This is a genomic window from Pseudomonas sp. 1176_21 (assembly GCF_052850635.1).
In genome coordinates this window covers 68,930-85,153 of sequence record NZ_VXCV01000010.1, presented here as the reverse complement: position 1 = coordinate 85,153, position 16,224 = coordinate 68,930, and the positions used below count along the sequence as shown (strand labels likewise).

14 protein-coding genes are annotated in these 16,224 nt (G+C 65.0%); 8 read left to right on the top strand and 6 right to left on the bottom strand.

Annotation, left to right across the window (positions count from 1 at the left end):
• The first annotated feature begins 141 nt into the window (after nucleotides 1–141).
• From miaE to FW760_RS20890, 5 genes are all read left to right on the top strand, one after another.
• Nucleotides 142–747 (top strand): tRNA-(ms[2]io[6]A)-hydroxylase, encoded by a 606-nt coding sequence (gene miaE / locus FW760_RS20910; protein WP_043863067.1) that lies wholly within the window; start codon nucleotides 142–144, stop codon nucleotides 745–747.
• 190 nt (nucleotides 748–937) lie between these two features.
• Nucleotides 938–1,411 carry a MarR family winged helix-turn-helix transcriptional regulator gene (locus FW760_RS20905; RefSeq protein ID WP_116053394.1) on the top strand — a complete coding sequence of 158 codons (474 nt, stop codon included), beginning with the start codon at nucleotides 938–940 and terminating at the stop codon, nucleotides 1,409–1,411.
• Nucleotides 1,408–2,874, top strand: a complete 1,467-nt coding sequence (locus FW760_RS20900; RefSeq protein ID WP_088515681.1) for an efflux transporter outer membrane subunit — start codon at nucleotides 1,408–1,410, stop codon at nucleotides 2,872–2,874. Before FW760_RS20905 ends, FW760_RS20900 begins: the two co-directional genes overlap by 4 nt.
• Before the next feature lie 18 nt (nucleotides 2,875–2,892).
• Nucleotides 2,893–4,095, top strand: a complete 1,203-nt coding sequence (locus FW760_RS20895; RefSeq protein ID WP_043863064.1) for an HlyD family secretion protein — start codon at nucleotides 2,893–2,895, stop codon at nucleotides 4,093–4,095.
• Nucleotides 4,092–5,621 carry a DHA2 family efflux MFS transporter permease subunit gene (locus tag FW760_RS20890; protein ID WP_043863063.1) on the top strand — a complete coding sequence of 510 codons (1,530 nt, stop codon included), beginning with the start codon at nucleotides 4,092–4,094 and terminating at the stop codon, nucleotides 5,619–5,621. The genes FW760_RS20895 and FW760_RS20890 overlap by 4 nt, the downstream gene beginning before the upstream one ends.
• A gap of 127 nt (nucleotides 5,622–5,748) precedes the next feature.
• Here the strand turns inward: FW760_RS20890 and lpxH are convergent, their stop codons facing one another.
• Complete coding sequence (lpxH, locus tag FW760_RS20885) at nucleotides 5,749–6,471, bottom strand: UDP-2,3-diacylglucosamine diphosphatase (RefSeq protein ID WP_043863062.1); 723 nt, start codon at nucleotides 6,469–6,471, stop codon at nucleotides 5,749–5,751.
• The gene (locus FW760_RS20880) at nucleotides 6,468–6,971 is read right to left on the bottom strand and encodes a peptidylprolyl isomerase (protein ID WP_043863061.1); all 504 of its coding nucleotides are present in this window, start codon (nucleotides 6,969–6,971) and stop codon (nucleotides 6,468–6,470) included. Before FW760_RS20880 ends, lpxH begins: the two co-directional genes overlap by 4 nt.
• Before the next feature lie 236 nt (nucleotides 6,972–7,207).
• Here FW760_RS20880 and FW760_RS20875 point away from each other — a divergent pair, with 236 nt between their 5' ends.
• Both FW760_RS20875 and cysS read left to right on the top strand, forming a co-directional pair.
• On the top strand, nucleotides 7,208–8,911 hold the full coding sequence (locus FW760_RS20875; RefSeq protein ID WP_043863060.1) for a glutamine--tRNA ligase/YqeY domain fusion protein: 1,704 nt from the start codon (nucleotides 7,208–7,210) through the stop codon (nucleotides 8,909–8,911).
• Between the two features lie 10 nt (nucleotides 8,912–8,921).
• Nucleotides 8,922–10,304 carry a cysteine--tRNA ligase gene (gene cysS, locus FW760_RS20870; protein WP_043863059.1) on the top strand — a complete coding sequence of 461 codons (1,383 nt, stop codon included), beginning with the start codon at nucleotides 8,922–8,924 and terminating at the stop codon, nucleotides 10,302–10,304.
• 103 nt (nucleotides 10,305–10,407) lie between these two features.
• Here cysS and FW760_RS20865 read toward each other — a convergent pair whose 3' ends face one another.
• The 3 genes from FW760_RS20865 to FW760_RS20855 form a co-directional block, all read right to left on the bottom strand.
• Nucleotides 10,408–11,796: a sensor histidine kinase gene (locus tag FW760_RS20865; protein WP_054915700.1), complete on the bottom strand. Its 1,389-nt coding sequence runs from the start codon at nucleotides 11,794–11,796 to the stop codon at nucleotides 10,408–10,410.
• Nucleotides 11,774–12,454: a response regulator transcription factor gene (locus FW760_RS20860; RefSeq protein ID WP_043863057.1), complete on the bottom strand. Its 681-nt coding sequence runs from the start codon at nucleotides 12,452–12,454 to the stop codon at nucleotides 11,774–11,776. Before FW760_RS20860 ends, FW760_RS20865 begins: the two co-directional genes overlap by 23 nt.
• Nucleotides 12,455–12,624: 170 nt before the next feature.
• Nucleotides 12,625–13,644 (bottom strand): branched-chain amino acid aminotransferase, encoded by a 1,020-nt coding sequence (locus FW760_RS20855; RefSeq protein ID WP_043863056.1) that lies wholly within the window; start codon nucleotides 13,642–13,644, stop codon nucleotides 12,625–12,627.
• A 375-nt stretch (nucleotides 13,645–14,019) separates the two neighbouring features.
• Here FW760_RS20855 and FW760_RS20850 point away from each other — a divergent pair, with 375 nt between their 5' ends.
• The gene (locus FW760_RS20850) at nucleotides 14,020–14,550 is read left to right on the top strand and encodes a cysteine hydrolase family protein (RefSeq protein ID WP_043863055.1); all 531 of its coding nucleotides are present in this window, start codon (nucleotides 14,020–14,022) and stop codon (nucleotides 14,548–14,550) included.
• Here the strand turns inward: FW760_RS20850 and FW760_RS20845 are convergent.
• A complete protein-coding gene (locus FW760_RS20845) occupies nucleotides 14,461–16,134 on the bottom strand; it encodes an ABC-F family ATP-binding cassette domain-containing protein (RefSeq protein WP_116053400.1) in 1,674 nt (557 codons plus the stop codon). The two genes, FW760_RS20850 and FW760_RS20845, sit on opposite strands and share 90 nt — an antisense overlap.
• Between the last annotated feature and the right edge of the window lie 90 nt (nucleotides 16,135–16,224).

Genomic DNA, 16,224 nt, shown 5'->3' with positions numbered 1-16,224 from the left:
CAATGGCATGCGATGCCTGACTATAGTCGGCGCCCCGGATGCGGTGGATGTTGATATGCATCAAGCATAGTCACTGGTGATCGCCACTGCCGCCGGTATAATCGCCGGTCTTGTCGACACCCCATGCCCGTTTGTGAGCCTATGTCCCTTATTCCCGAAATCGAAGCCTTCCTCGCCTGCCGCACCCCGGATGCCTGGGTCGATGCCGCCCTGGCCGACCAGGAGACGATGCTGATCGACCACAAGAACTGCGAGTTCAAGGCCGCCAGCACGGCGCTGAGCCTGATTGCCAAGTACAACACGCATGTCGACCTGATCAACATGATGTCGCGCCTGGCCCGCGAGGAGCTGGTGCATCACGAGCAGGTGCTGCGCCTGATGAAGAAGCGCAAGGTGGCCTTGCGCCCATTGTCGGCAGGGCGCTATGCCTCGGGGCTGCGCAAGGTGGTGCGCGCGCACGAGCCGGTGAAGCTGGTGGACACGCTGGTGGTCGGCGCGTTCATCGAGGCGCGCAGCTGCGAGCGCTTTGCTGCGGTGGTGCCGCACCTGGACGAGGAACTGGGCAAGTTCTACCACGGGCTGCTCAAGAGCGAGGCGCGCCATTACCAGGGGTACCTGAAGCTGGCGTATCAGTATGGCGAGGCGGCGGATGTGGAGCGCACCGTGGAGCGGGTGCGCGAGGTGGAAGCCGAACTGATCACCACGCCGGACGTGGAGTTTCGCTTCCATAGCGGCGTGCCGGCCTGAAGCATCGCGGGCCAAGCCCGCGCCCACAGGCTGATGACCCATCCTGTGGGAGCGGGCTTGGCCCGCGATACGGGCGCCGCAATACCTCCTTTTGTCGACAAAATAGAAAGCAAGCTAATTAATGCTTGGCCATTCGCTGCCTGAGCAGTAATATCTGCGGCATCCACTGCCTAAGCAGGTATCTCCCTTCATGCAGCACTTCACTCCCGAAAACTTCCAGTCCTGCACCATCGGCATGCTCCTGGGGCGCGCCGCACTGGTGAAGGACCGCATTCTGGACAGCCACCTGCAGGACTTCGGCGTCACCGCCGCGCAGTTCAAGGTGCTGATCATCGTGTCCCAGTACGGGGTCGATACCCCCGCCGAACTGTGCCGTTTCCTCAGCCTGGACAGCGGGTCGATGACGCGCATGCTCGATCGTCTGGAGCAGAAGGGCCTGATCGCCCGCAGCCGCTGCCCGCAGGACCGCCGCCAGGTACGCCTGGAGCTCACCGCCGATGGCGATGTGCTGGCCGGCCAGTTGCCCCAGATCGGTGCCTCGGCGATGAACGAGCTGGTTGGCGTGCTGGCCCCGCACGAGCTCAAGACCCTGGAAAAGATCCTGACCAAGGTGCTGCTGGCGGCCGGCGATGCCGTCACCGCTCTGCGCGTGGAGGCCCAATGAAACCACGAGCCCTGCGTGCCGGTGCAAGCCTGCTGGTGCTTGCCCTGAGCCTGGCCGGTTGCGCCAACTACAGTGGCCTCGATACCCAGGGCCGGCGCCTCGGCGCCGCCGACCTGCAGGCTGGCAAGACCCTCGGCGGCGTAGCCCTGTCGCCTGCGGCCTGGCCCAAGGGCGACTGGTGGACCCGCCTTGGCGACCCGCAACTGGACAGCCTGATCGGCGAGGCCTTGCGCGACAGCCCCGACATGCAGGTTGCCAGCGCCCGTGCCCATCAGGCCAGCGCCGCGGCCTACGCTGCCGACGCCGAGCGCATGCCCACGCTGGATGCCAGCGCCGGGGTCAGCCGCTCGCGCCTGGCCCGTGACCAGGACCCGACGGGGCAGGGCGGCAGCTACTCCACCCTGCGCAGCCTGAGCGCGACCTTCAACTACACCTTCGATCTCTGGGGTGGGCAACGCGATGCCTGGGAAGCCGCCCTGGGCCAGGCCCGTGCCGCCGAGGTGGACCGCCAGGCCGCACAACTGACCCTGGCCGCCGACGTTGCCCGTGCCTACAGCCAGCTGGGCCAGGCGCACATCGTCAACGACCTGACCCAGGAAGACCTCAAGCGTACCCGCCAGATGCTCGAACTCAGCCAGCGCCGGCTGGCCTCGGGTATCGACAGCCAGTACCAGCTGCAGCAGACCGAAAGCCTGGAGGCCAGCTCCCAGGAGCAGGCCATCAATGCCCAGAAGCAGCTGCGCAGCGCGCAGATCGCGCTGGCGGTGCTGCTGGGCAAGGGCCCCGACCGTGGCCAGCAGATCGCTCGCCCCAATGTGCTCAAGCCTGCTGCGGTGGCGCTGCCCTCGGTGCTGCCGGCCGAGTTGCTGGGCCGGCGTCCGGACCTGGTGGCCGCGCGCTGGCGGGTCGAGGCGGCGAGCAAGTCGATCGATGCGAGCAAGACACGCTTCTACCCCAACCTCAACCTGAGCGCCGCCGCCGGCACCCAGGCACTGCTGGGCGATGCGATCTTCGGCGCGCCGAGCCGCTTCTTCAACATCGCACCGACCGTGTCGCTGCCGATTTTCGACGGCGGGCGCCTGCGCGCCGACCTCGATGCCCGTGATGCCGACTACGACCTGGCCGTGGCGCAATACAACAAGAGCCTGGTGCGTGCACTGGGCGAGGTCAGCGACAGCATCGACCAGCTGCATGCACTGGGCCAGCAGATTGCAGCCAAGCAACGTGCCACCGACATCGCCCAGCAGTCCTACGACACCGTGATGCAGCGCTATGGCTCCGGCATCGGCAACTACCTGGATGTGCTGAGCATCGAACAGCAGCTGCTGCAGTCGCAGCGTCAGCTGGCCGAACTGAACGCCGAACAGATCGACCTGTCGATCCAGTTGATGCAGGCGCTGGGGGGCGGCTACCAGGCCGACACCCAGGCCGCCGCATTGCCCTCGACTTCCCGCAATCAATAAAACGCCAAGGTATTTCTCATGGCCACTGCATCCTCCCCGGACACTGCCCCTACCGAGCAGGACCTCAACAATCAGCGCAAGCGCAAGACGCTGCTGCTCGGGCTGCTGGTGCTCGTACTCGTGCTTGGCGCCGGTGTGTGGGCCTGGCACGAGCTCTACGGGCGCTGGAGCGAAAACACCGACGACGCCTATGTGAACGGCAACGTGGTGGAAATCACCCCGCTGGTCACCGGCACCGTCACCAGCATCGGCGCCGACGATGGCGACCTGGTGCACGCCGGCCAGGTGCTGATCCAGTTCGACCCGAGCGACACCGAGGTCGGCCTGCAGAGCGCCGAGGCCAAGCTGGCCCGCGCCGTGCGCCAGGTGCGTGGGCTTTACAGCAACGTCGACGGGCAGAAGGCCCAGGTGGCGGCGCGCAAGGCCGAGCTGCAGAAGGCCCAGGAAAACTACAACCGACGCAAGACCCTGGCCGCCGGCGGGGCGATCTCGCAGGAGGAGCTGTCCCACGCCCGTGACGACCTGGCATCGGCACAAAGCGCGCTGAGCAATGCCCAGCAGCAGCTCAACACCACCACCGCGCTGGTCGACGACACCGTGGTCTCCTCGCACCCCGAAGTGCAGGCTGCCGCCGCCGACCTGCGCCAGGCCTACCTGGACAATGCCCGCACCACCCTGGTGGCGCCGGTCACCGGTTATGTGGCCAAGCGCACGGTGCAACTGGGCCAGCGCCTGCAGCCGGGCACCGCGACCATGGCGGTGATTCCGCTGGATCAGCTGTGGATCGACGCCAACTTCAAGGAAACCCAGCTGCGCAACATGCGTATCGGTCAGCCGGTGGACATCGTTGCCGACCTGTACGGCAGCGACGTGAAGTACAGCGGCACCATCGACAGCCTGGGCGCCGGTACCGGCAGCGCCTTCGCCCTGCTGCCGGCGCAGAACGCCACCGGCAACTGGATCAAGATCGTCCAGCGCGTGCCTGTGCGGATCCACATCAACCCCGAGCAACTGGCCGAACACCCACTGCGGATCGGCCTGTCGACCCAGGTCGACGTCGACCTGCACGACCAGAGCGGCCCGGTGCTGGCGCAACAGCCGCCGCAGAAAGCCTCGTTCGCCACCCAGGTGTACGACCGCCAGCTGGTGGAGGCCGATACCCTGATCGCGCGCCTGATCCATGACAACAGCGCCGCCAGCGGCAAGACTGCGCAGCGATGAGCGGGCAGGCTTCGTTCACCCCGCCAAGCCTGCTGCTGACCACCATCGGCCTGTCGCTGGCGACGTTCATGCAGGTGCTCGACACCACCATCGCCAACGTCGCCCTGCCTACCATCTCCGGCAACCTGGGGGTGAGTTCGGAGCAGGGCACCTGGGTCATCACCTCGTTCGCGGTGAGCAACGCGATAGCCTTGCCGCTGACCGGCTGGCTGAGCCGGCGCTTCGGCGAGGTGAAGCTGTTCATCTGGGCCACGCTGCTGTTCGTGCTGGCGTCGTTCCTGTGCGGTATCTCGCAATCGATGCCCGAGCTGGTCGGCTTTCGCGTGTTGCAGGGCGTGGTGGCCGGGCCGTTGTACCCCATGACCCAGACCCTGCTGATTGCGGTGTACCCCCCGGCCAAGCGGGGTATGGCCCTGGCGCTGCTGGCGATGGTCACGGTGGTGGCGCCGATTGCCGGGCCGATACTCGGTGGCTGGATCACCGACAGCTACAGCTGGCCGTGGATCTTCTTCATCAACGTACCGATCGGCCTGTTCGCCGCCGCCGTGGTGCGTCAGCAGATGCGTACCCGGCCGGTGAGCACCAGCCGCCAGCCGATGGACTACATCGGGCTGCTGAGCCTGATCGTCGGGGTGGGGGCATTGCAGATCGTGCTCGACAAGGGCAATGACCTGGACTGGTTCGAATCCAGTTTCATCGTCATCGGCAGCCTGATTTCGGTGGTGTTCCTGGCGGTGTTCATCATCTGGGAACTGACCGACAAGCACCCGGTGGTGAACCTGCGCCTGTTCGCCCACCGCAACTTTCGCATCGGCACCATCGTGCTGGTGGGCGGGTATGCGGGATTCTTCGGCATCAACCTGATCCTGCCGCAATGGCTGCAGACCCAGATGGGCTACACCGCCACCTGGGCGGGGCTGGCGGTGGCGCCGATCGGCCTGCTGCCGGTGCTGATGTCGCCGTTCGTGGGCAAGTACGCGCACAAGTTCGACCTGCGTGTGCTGGCGGGGCTGGCGTTCGTGGCAATCGGTGCCAGCTGCTTCATGCGGGCAGGGTTCACCAACGAGGTGGACTTCCAGCACATCGCCCTGGTGCAGCTGTTCATGGGTATCGGCGTGGCGCTGTTCTTCATGCCCACCTTGAGCATCCTGCTTTCGGACCTGCCGCCGCAGCAGATCGCCGACGGCTCGGGGCTGGCGACCTTCCTGCGGACCCTGGGCGGCAGCTTTGCCGCGTCGCTGACCACCTGGATCTGGATTCGCCGGGCCGACCAGCACCATGCGTACCTGAGCGAAAGCATCAGTACCTATGAGCCGGCCACCCGTGACATGCTCGGCCACCTGGGCGGGGCGAACGGGCAGTCGTATGCGCAGCTGGAGCAGATGCTCAACAGCCAGGCGTACATGATGTCGACGGTGGATTACTTCACGTTGATGGGCTGGGTGTTCGTCGGGCTGGTGCTGCTGGTGTGGCTGGCCAAGCCGCCGTTCGCGGCCAAGGCCGGGCCGGCATCGGCGGGGCACTGAGGCACAGCGTCAGCGCGCTGCGCTGACATCGCGGGTCAAGCCCGCTCCCACAGGTACATCAATGATCATCAGAGCAATGATCTACCTGTGGGAGCGGGCTTGACCCGCGATAGGGCCCGCACGGCCTTCAGGCAAAGTCGAAGGGTGCCAGCTGGAACCCTTGTTCATCCACCTGCAGCGCCCACCCCTGGCGATCCCAGTCGCCCAGCACGATACGCCGCGCCGGCGCATCGCCCACCATCAGCTTGTGGATCGCCGGGCGATGGGTGTGCCCATGCACCAGGGTGCGCACGCCATGCTGTTGCATCACCCGCGGTACCTCCTCGGGCGTCACATCGACAATGTCATTGGCCTTCATGCGCGTCTGCGCGCGGCTTTCGCTGCGCAGCTTGCGCGCAAGCTTGTGCCGCGTGCGCAACGGCAGGTGGCGCAGCACCCACAGGCTCACGGGGTTGCGCAGGTAACGGCGCAGCTTCATGTAGCCTTCGTCACGGGTGCACAGGCTGTCGCCATGCATCAGCAGCACCGGCTCGCCGCCCAGCTCGACCACGCTGGGGTCGGGTAGCAGGGTGGCGCCTGCGGCCTTGCAGAACGCCTGGCCGATGAGGAAGTCGCGGTTGCCGTGCATCAGGAACACCTGGGTGCCCGTGTCGCTCAGCGCACGCAAGGCCTGGCAGATCGACGCCTGGTAGGGCGTCATGGCATCGTCGCCGATCCAGGCCTCGAAAAAGTCCCCGAGAATGTACAGCGCTTGCGCGCTGCGGGCACGGGTGGCCAGCAGATCAAGAAACGCCCGGGTAATGTCCGGGCGTTCTTCTTGCAGGTGCAGATCGGAGATCAGCAGTATCACCCAATGATCTCGGCTTTCTCGATGATCACGTCTTCGGCTGGCACGTCCTGGTGGCCGGCTTTGGAACCGGTGGCAACGGCCTTGATCTTGTCGACCACGTCGGTGCCTTCGGTGACTTTGCCGAACACCGCATAACCCCAGCCCTGCACGTTCTTGCCGCTGTGGTTGAGGAAGCTGTTGTCGGCGACGTTGATGAAGAACTGCGCCGAGGCCGAATGCGGCTCCATGGTACGGGCCATGGCGATGGTGTACTTGTCGTTGCTCAGGCCGTTGTCGGCTTCGTTCTGGATGCTCGGGCGCTTGTCTTTCTTCTCTTTCATGCCCGGCTCGAAACCGCCGCCCTGGATCATGAAGTTGCCGATGACGCGGTGGAACACGGTGTTCTCGTAGTGACCGGCTTTGACGTACTCGATGAAGTTGGCCACGGTGATCGGGGCTTTCTCGGCGTTCAGCTCGATGACGATGTCACCGTGATTGGTGGTCAGTTTGACTTGGGTCATGCTCAAATTCTCGCTTTTCAGGCATTCAAGAAATGGGTGCGCAGGATCGCGTAGTAACCCTGACGCACAGTTTACAGGCCACGATACGCACGTCACGGCAGTTTTTTTGCCCGGCCAGCCGAATATAGCGCCAGTTTGTCGGCGCTGCCCTGTCGGCAGCTCGGGCGCTTGGGCTATGATAAGCGCTTTGATTCAGTCGGCCTACCCGGGCCGTGTACCGGTATTTCAAGGATCCTATGAGCAAGCCCACCGCTGACAACGCTCCCAACGCCGCTGCCAAAGGCGCGCCCGCCGTCCCTGTGAACTTCCTGCGTCCGATCGTGCAGGCCGACCTGGATTCGGGCAAGCACACCAGCATCGTCACCCGTTTCCCGCCGGAGCCCAACGGCTACCTGCACATTGGTCACGCCAAGTCGATCTGCGTGAACTTCGGCCTGGCCCAGGAATTCGGCGGTGCCTGTCACCTGCGCTTCGATGACACCAACCCGGCCAAAGAGGACCAGGAGTACATCGACGCCATCCAGCGTGACGTCAAGTGGCTGGGCTTCGAGTGGACCGGCCCGGTGCGCTATGCCTCGCAGTACTTCGAGCAGTTGCACGCGTGGGCGGTCGACCTGATCAAGTCGGGCAATGCCTATGTGTGCGACCTGACCCCGGAGCAGGCCCGCGAGTACCGCGGCAACCTGACCGAGCCGGGCAAGAACAGCCCGTTCCGCGAGCGCAGCGTCGAGGAAAACCTCGACCTGTTCGCGCGCATGAAGGCCGGCGAGTTCCAGGATGGCGAGCGCGTGCTGCGCGCCAAGATCGACATGGCCTCGCCGAACATGAACCTGCGCGACCCGATCCTGTACCGCATCCGCCATGCCCATCATCACCAGACCGGCGACACCTGGTGCATCTACCCGATCTACGACTTCACCCATGGCCAGTCGGACGCCATCGAGGGCATCACCCACTCGATCTGCACCCTGGAGTTCGAAAGCCATCGTCCGTTGTACGAGTGGTTCCTCGACCACCTGCCGGTGCCGTGCAAGCCGCGCCAGTACGAGTTCAGCCGCCTGAACCTGAACTACACCATCACCAGCAAGCGCAAGCTCAAGCAACTGGTGGACGAGCAGCACGTACAGGGCTGGGACGACCCGCGCATGTCCACGCTGTCGGGCTTCCGCCGTCGTGGCTACACCCCGGCGTCTATCCGCAATTTCTGCGAGATGGTCGGCACCAACCGTTCCGACGGCGTGGTCGACATGTCGATGCTCGAATTCAGCATCCGTGACGACCTGGACCGCACCGCGCCACGGGCCATGTGCGTACTGCGCCCGCTGAAGGTAGTCATCACCAACTACCCCGAAGGCCAGGTCGAGCAGCTCGAACTGCCGCGTCACCCCAAGGAAGACATGGGCGTGCGTGCACTGCCGTTCGCCCGCGAGATCTACATCGACCGCGACGACTTCATGGAAGAGCCGCCCAAGGGCTACAAGCGCCTGGAGCCGGCCGGTGAAGTGCGCCTGCGTGGCAGCTACGTGATCCGCGCCGACGAGGCGATCAAGGATGCCGAGGGCAACATCGTCGAGCTGCGCTGCTCGTACGACCCCGACACCCTGGGCAAGAACCCCGAGGGCCGCAAGGTCAAGGGTGTGATCCACTGGGTGCCGGCCGCGGCCAGCGTCGAGTGCGAAGTACGTCTGTATGACCGCCTGTTCCGTTCGGCCAACCCCGAGAAGACCGACGACGGCGGCAGCTTCCTTGACAACATCAATCCCGATTCGCTGCAGGTGCTGAGCGGTTGTCGTGCGGAACCTTCGCTGGGCCAGGCCCAGCCCGAAGACCGCTTCCAGTTCGAGCGCGAAGGCTACTTCTGCGTCGACCTGAAAGACTCCACGCCGGGTAAGCCGGTGTTCAACCGCACCGTGACCCTGCGCGATTCGTGGGGCAGCTAAGGAACTCTACGTGCTAAGCATCTACAACACCCTGAGCAAGACCAAGGAAGTTTTCGTTCCGCTCGATGGCAACAAGGTTCGCATGTACGTGTGCGGCATGACCGTGTACGACTTCTGCCACCTGGGCCATGGGCGCAGCATGGTCGCGTTCGACCTGGTCACGCGCTGGCTGCGCTACAGCGGCTACGACCTGACCTATGTGCGCAACATCACCGACATCGACGACAAGATCATCAACCGCGCCAACCAGAACGGCGAATCGTTCGAAGCGCTGACCGCGCGCATGATCGACGCGATGCACGAGGACGAGCGCCGTCTGAACATCCTGCCGCCGGACCAGGAGCCGCGTGCCACCGACCACATCGCCGGCATGCACGCGATGATCCAGACCCTGATCGACAAGGGTTATGCCTACGCGCCGGGCAACGGCGACGTGTACTACCGCGTCGGCAAGTTCGTCGGCTACGGCAAGCTGTCGCGCAAGAAGATCGAAGACCTGCGCATCGGTGCCCGCATCGAGGTCGACGAGGCCAAGCAGGACCCGCTCGACTTCGTGCTGTGGAAGGGCGTCAAGCCCGGCGAGCCGAGCTGGGAATCGCCGTGGGGCCCGGGCCGTCCGGGCTGGCACATCGAGTGCTCGGTGATGTCGACCTGCTGCCTGGGCGAGAGCTTCGACATTCACGGTGGCGGCAACGACCTGGAGTTCCCGCACCACGAGAACGAGATTGCCCAGAGCGAGGCGGCCACCGGCAAGCAGTACGCCAAGGCGTGGATGCATTGCGGCATGATCCGTATCAATGGCGAGAAGATGTCCAAGTCGTTGAACAACTTCTTCACCATTCGCGACGTGCTCGACAAGTATCACCCGGAGGTGGTGCGCTACCTGCTGGTGTCGAGCCACTACCGCAGCTCGATCAACTACTCCGAGGACAGCCTGCGCGAAGCCAAGGGCGCGCTGGAACGCTTCTACCATGCGCTGCGCGGCTTGCCGCGCGTGGCCGCGCAAGGTGGCGAGGCGTATGTCGAGCGTTTTGCCGCGGCCATGAACGACGACTTCGGCACGCCTGAAGCCTGTGCGGTGCTGTTCGACCTGGTGCGCGAGATCAACCGCGTGCGCGAGGCCGAGCCTGAGGTGGCCGCTGGCCTGGCGGGCCGCTTGCGCGAGCTGGCCGAACTGCTGGGCGTGTTGCAGCTGGAGGCCGACGACTTCCTGCAGGCGGGCGCCGAAGGCAAGGTCGATGCGGCTGAAGTGGAGGCGTTGATCCAGGCGCGTCTGCAGGCACGTACCGACAAGAACTGGGCCGAATCGGACCGCATCCGCGACCAGCTGACCGCCATGGGCGTGGTGCTGGAAGACGGCAAGGGCACGACGACCTGGCGCCTGGCTGACTGATCGCGCTGCCCTCATCGCGGGTCGAGCCCGCTCCCACAGGTTGATCACTGTGCTCTAGATCAGTGATCAACCTGTGGGAGCGGGCTCGACCCGCGATGAGGCCCTAACTGGCCACCTTCGGCCGACACTGCAACACCAGCCGCGCCCCGCCCAATTCGCTGTCTCCTACCTCCAGCTCAAACCCATGCAGGTCGACGATCGCTGCAACGATCGAAAGCCCCAGCCCGAACCCGTTGTGCCGATGACCTTCCTCGCTGCGGTAGAACCGCTTGAGCACGGCCTCGCGCTCGTCCGCCGGAATCCCCGGCCCGCTGTCCTCCACCTCGATCAGCACGCCCTGGGCGTCTTCACGGGCTCGCATCCGCACCTGACCACCGGCCGGGGTGAACTTGATGGCATTGCCCAGCAGGTTGGCCAGGGCCTCGAACAGCAGCTCGCGGTCGCCCTTGAGCGCCGGCAACTGGTCGGGCAGCACCAGGGTCAGGCGAATTTCGCCGTCCTCGGCCAGCGGCAGGTAGAAGTCATGCAGCTCCACCAGCAGGGCACGCGGGTCCAGTTCGACGAAGCCGGCACGGCGCTGGCGGTCTTCCAGTTCGCTGATGCGCAGCAACCCGCGAAAACGCGCCATCAGGGTGTCGGTTTCGCTGATGGCCTGGTCCATCTGGTCGGCCTGGATCGAGTCGTCGCCGACCTGCTGGCGGATCCGGTACAGCTGGGCCCGCAGGCGCGTCAGCGGGGTGCGCAGGTCGTGGGCAATGTTGTCGCACACGCCTTTGACCTCATGCATCAGCCGCTCGATGCGGTCGAGCATGGCGTTGACGATGGCTGCCAGCATGTCCAGTTCGTCACGGCGTGACGACAGCGGCAGACGGTGGGTGAGGTCGCCGGCCACGATCAGCTCGGCACTGGCCTGGATCGCCCTTATGCGCTTGAGCGGGCGGCGACGCAGCAGGTACCAGCCGGCGATGCCGGGAATGATGGTCAGCGACAGCCCCCACAGCAACGCATGCAGAATGATCCGCGTGACCACGAACAGCGAACCGTTGTCGCGTACCAGCACCAGCCAGCGGCCATCGCGCACCTTGAGCGCTACGGCATCACAGCTGTCTTTTGGCATGCGCGGGTCATCGGCATCCAGGCAGCGGCTGAGCTCGTGGATCCTTCCATCCAGGCCCAGCTCGGGCGGGATCTGGCGGATCTGCCCGCCCAGTGGGTTGAACTGCGCGTCGAACAGCCCGTAGGCATCGAAGCTGCGTTCGTCGAAGGCCTGGCTGGCGATCAGGGCGTCGTCGAGCTGCTTGCCGCTCATGTGTGCGAACAGATGCTGGCGCTGCAACAGGGAATGGCGGGTGAGCTTGTTCAGGTAGCCGGACACCTCGAAGTACAGCACCCCCATGAGGATGCTGCTCCAGGCCACGAACAGAAAGCTGTACAGCGCCAGCAGGCGGCTGGTGGACGAACTCCAGCCCTTAGACGGGTTCGGCAATGGCATAGCCGGAGCCCCGCACGGTGCGAATCAGCGGGGTTTGCCCGGCGGCGTCGATCTTCTTGCGCAGACGCCCGATGTGCACGTCGATCAGGTTGGTGCCGGGGTCGAAGTGGTACCCCCAGACTTCCTCGAAGATCATCATGCGGGTGATGACCTGGCCGGCGTGGCGCATCAGGAATTCCAGCAGCTTGTACTCGGTGGGCAGCAGGTTGAGGGTCTGCTCGCCGCGCCGGGCCTCGTGGCTTATCAGGTCCAGCTCCAGGTCGGCGACCTGCAGGCGGGTCTGGGCCATCGGCACGCTGTTGCGGCGCAGCAGCACTTCCACGCGCGCCGCCATCTCGTCGGAGGCAAACGGCTTGGTCAGGTAGTCGTCACCACCGGCGCGCAGGCCGCGCACGCGTTCGTCGACATCGGAGAGGGCGCTGATCATCAGGATCGGCGTGGCGATCTTGAGGTTGCGCAGGGTGGTGACGATGGTCAGGCCGTCGACTTCGGGCAGCATGCGGTCGAGGGTGATCAGGTCATAGCCGCCGGCGATTGCCTTGGCCAGGCCTTCACGACCGTTGTCGGCCCAGTCGACCTCAAGGCCGTGGCTGGAGAGTTCGGCGACGATTTCCTGGCCGGTGACGGCATCGTCTTCGATAGTCAGTACGCGGGGCATGCTCTTACCTGGGCGGCGTGTGGAGACTCGATTGTGCCAAAGAATAGGCGGTGCCCGGGTTAAAGAAAAATTCATCTTGAAAAAGGGCTGCTGGGCAGCCAGTCACGGGTCGAGCCCGCTCCCACAGGGTTGCGATGAACCTGTGGGAGCGGGCTTGACCCGCGATGCATTCAGGCGACCTTGACGATCCAGCCCGCTGGCGCTTCGACGTCACCGCTCTGGATACCGGTCAGCTCGGCGTAGAGCTTCTGGGTCACCGGACCGACTTCGGTCTCGCTGTGGAACACGTGCAGCTTGCCGTTGTACTGGATGCCGCCGATCGGGGTGATCACCGCAGCGGTGCCGCAGGCACCGGCTTCGATGAAGCGGTCCAGCTGGTTGATCAGCACGTCGCCCTCGATCACCTTCAGGCCCAGGCGCGATTCGGCCAGTTGCATCAGCGACAGGCGGGTGATGCCCGGCAGCACCGAGGCGGATTTCGGGGTCACGAACTCGTTGTTGGCGGTGATGCCGAAGAAGTTGGCCGAACCCACTTCCTCGATCTTGCTGTGGGTCAGCGGGTCGAGGTAGATGCAGTCGGCAAAGCCGGCCTTCTTGGCCTCATAGCCTGGTTGCAAGCTGGCTGCGTAGTTGCCACCGACCTTGGCGGCGCCGGTGCCCTGGGGCGCGGCACGGTCGAAATCGGAGATCAGGAACTTGTGCGGGGTCATGCCGCCCTTGAAGTACGAGCCAACCGGGATGGCGAAGATCGAGAAGATGAACTCCGGCGCGGTGCGTACGCCGATGTTGTCACCCACGCCGATCACGAACGGACGCAGGTACAGGGCGCCCTTGCCGTGCGGCGGTACGAAGCGTTCGTTGGCCTGGACCACCTGCTTGCAGGCCTCGATGAACTGTTCGGTCGGCACCCGCGGCATCAGCAGGCGATCGCAGCTGCGCTGCATGCGCAGGGCGTTCTGGTCGGGGCGGAACAGGTTGATCGAGCCATCCTTGCAGCGGTAGGCCTTCATGCCTTCGAAGCATTGCTGGCCGTAGTGCAGCGCGGTGGAGCCTTCGCTGATGTGCAGTACGTTGTCTTCGGTCAGGGTGCCCTTGTCCCACTCGCCATCACGGAAGTAGGAAAGGTAGCGCTTGTCGGTCTTGATGTAGTCAAAGCCCAGCTTGTCCCAGTTAATGCTCTCGTTACTCATGGCACCCTCGATCGGTTGGCAAATGCCTGTATGGTCAGGCCACGCATATTGCGCAAGCAGCCACGATAATACATCCCGTGCAGATCGGAAACGGGCAGATGCCGATTGCGCCGGTGCCCGGCCGCCAGCGCTTCAGGTCCGGCGTGACGAGCGTGAGTGGTCGCGCCGCCATGGGCTTGACCGACGCAGGGCTCGTGGAGCATTGTGCGTGACATGAGTATCGACCTGTTGACCTCGACCCGCACCACCACGATCGCCATCGGCGGGCGATGGGTGGCTGTGTAAAGCGAACGCAGCAGGTCACCCAAGGCCCCGCCAGCAATGGACGGGGCCTTTTGGTTGGCGCGTCCGGCTGGCATCTTAAGGAGAGACACCATGCCCGTACGGCGCGCGTTACTGATTCTGGATATGCAGGTCGGCCTGTTCCATGGCCCCGAACAGCCCTGGCAGGGCGAGCGGATACTGGCCAACATCAACCGCCTGATCGGCACCGCACGGGCGGCACGGGCGCCGATATTCGTCGCGCGCCACACCGGCCCGCAGGGTTCGCCGATCGAGGCCGGCAGCACACCCTGGCAACTGCTCCCGGCGCTGGAGGTAGACGAGCAATACGACCGTGTGTTCGACAAGTTCCGGCCCAGTGCCTTCTGGAACACGCCGCTGCGTGAGTGGCTGCAGCAGGCGGGCGTTGAAGAACTGGTGGTGGTCGGCATGAAAACCCAGTACTGCGTCGATACCAATTGCCGCGTTGCTGCCGAGCTGGGCGTGCGCCCGGTACTGGTCAGCGACGCGCACACCTGCATGGATACCCCCGGCCTAGGCGCCGAGGCCATCGTCGCCCATCACAACCTCACCCTGGGCAGTGGTTTTGCCACCTTGTGCGTCACCGAAGCCGTGCAGTTCTGATTGCGGCATGCACAGCTGCCCCTGCAACTGCAGGTGTTGCAGGAACACCAGGTCATGGGACGCCACCAGCAGGGTCCCCTGATACTGGCAGAGCATCTGTTCCAGGGCCTGCAACGATGGCAGGTCGAGGTGGTTGCTGGGTTCGTCGAGCAACAGCAATTGCGCTGGCTGGTCGCTGTAGAGTACCGCGGCCAGCGCTGCCTTGAGCCGTTCGCCGCCACTGAGCAGGCCGCTGGGCAGGGTGATGCGGTCTGCATCCAGGCCCAGTTGCGCCAATCGGGTGCGCACGCTGCTCTGGTCGAGTTCACGGCACGCCTCGCGCACATGCTCCAGCACGCATACGCTCGGGTCGAGCAGGCTGCACTGCTGGTCCAGGTACGCCACGCTGGCGCGGGTCTCGCATTCACCCTTTCTAGGCGGCAGTTGCCCGGCCAGCACCTTGAGCAACGTGGATTTGCCGCTGCCGTTGGCGCCGGTGAGGGCAAGGCGCTGGCCGACGTACAGCACCAGGTCGAGCGCGTGCGGATGCTCGATGTGGGGTAGCTCAAGGTCACGCAGCCAGGCGATCTGGCTGCCTGGCGGCAACTGACGTGCCGGCGCGTGCAGTACCACCGGCTGCTGCGGGTCCAGGCGTTGAGCGGCTTCACGCACCTGGGTGTCCATGGCCTGGCGCGTGGCCAGGTGGTTGCGCTGCTGCCTGCCTGCGGTGGCCTCGCTGCGTTGCTGTTGACGGTCGAGCAGGATCTTCGCCTGGTTGCTGTGCTTGGCCTCGTGGCCGGCCCTGGCCTGGTGGCGTTCGAGGCGCTCGTGTTGACGCTGCAGGTCGCGGGCCTGGCGCTGGCGTTCGAGCTTCAAGCGTTCGAGATTGCGCTCGGCCAGTTCGGTGTCGCGGGCCTTGCAAGCGGTGAATGCGCTGTAGTCGCCCCCGTAGCTGTGCAGGCCCGAGGGCGACAGCTCGACGATGCGCTGCATGCTGGCGAGCAGCGTGCGGTCGTGGCTGATGACCAGCAGCCCCTTGCTCCAGCGTTCGAGCATGATCATCAGGGCGGCGCGGCTGGGGGCGTCCAGGTGGTTGGTGGGCTCGTCGAGAATCAGGTAGTCGGCGTCGCCGAGAAACGCACCCAGCAGTGCCACGCGCATGGCCTGGCCGCCGCTCAGCGTTTCGGCGGGGCGATCCCAGCGCAGCATGCCGAGCTGCTCGCGGGCCAGGTGGCTGTGCAGTTGCTCGCGTATGTTCCAGCGTTCGCCGACAGTCTCGAAGTCGCTCGCGGCGGTACTGCCAGCCTCGATGCGTTGGAGCGCTTCTATCACCTGGCGTACCTGGGCCAGGTCGGCGACCGTGGTGCGGGAGGTGATCGGCTGTTGAGCGAGGTAGTGCACGCGCCCCTGGCGCAGGCAGCGGCCATCGCTGGGCTCGAGCTGACCGGCCATCAGGCGTGCGAGTATGGATTTGCCCACGCCGTTACGCCCCACAAGGCCGGTGCGACGCTGGTCGAAACGTTCGGTGAGGTTGGAAAACAGCAGCCTGCCGTCTGGCAGTGCATAGGTGACGCTGTCCAGCGTCAGGGATGACGTGTTCGTCATGCGAACCTCCAAGGATGCCTGGTGCTTCCCCCGGTGACGGGGCTGAAGACGGGCCGTCTGAAACGACGGTGGCATCAATGGCGCATTGGA